Annotated in this window: 1 protein-coding gene; it reads left to right on the forward strand. The window is 45.5% G+C overall.

The genetic code is table 11. The annotated features are described in order from the left end of the window. A partial coding sequence (locus FC49_RS09620) for a transposase (RefSeq protein WP_162253480.1) occupies window positions 1-587 on the forward strand: 587 nt, incomplete at both ends.

The raw sequence follows: 587 nt of genomic DNA on the forward strand, positions 1-587 counted from the left end.
TTTGACGATTTCAAGTCCGGCAAGATGGCACCAAGTGGAATGAGTATGATTTTGATGGACATCGAAACCCATCGAACCTTAGATATTATTCTCTCCCGGCGTAATCGTTATTTACGGGGCTACTTTCTCCGCTACGACCGTTCAGCCCGCTTAGCTGTTCAAACAGTCACGGTTGATTTATATACTCCTTATCGACGTTTAATTCGCGAACTTTTTCCTAATGCCATTATTATTGCGGACCACTTTCATGTCGTTGCCCAAGCCTACCGTGCTCTTAATCAAATCCGGATTCAAGCCATGAACCGTGCCGGTAAAGGAACACGGCAATGGCGGGCGTTAAAACATTTTTGGAAATTAATTTTAACTCCAGCCAGTGAACTCAAATACGATAACTACTGGCGGCGGGCCAACTTCGGTTATGCTCAATTGACCGACATTGAACTTATTCATCGCTTACTCGATTTTGACGAAAATCTCGCCCATGCTTACCGCTACTACCAGAGCCTCATTTTAGCTGTCGGTCAACGGAGTCGTAGTCGACTGAACCAACTGCTTACTACTAAGCTAACTGTGCTTCCTCAGCCCCT

The sequence above is a fragment of the Limosilactobacillus oris DSM 4864 genome, from assembly GCF_001434465.1.
Lineage (GTDB): Bacteria > Bacillota > Bacilli > Lactobacillales > Lactobacillaceae > Limosilactobacillus > Limosilactobacillus oris.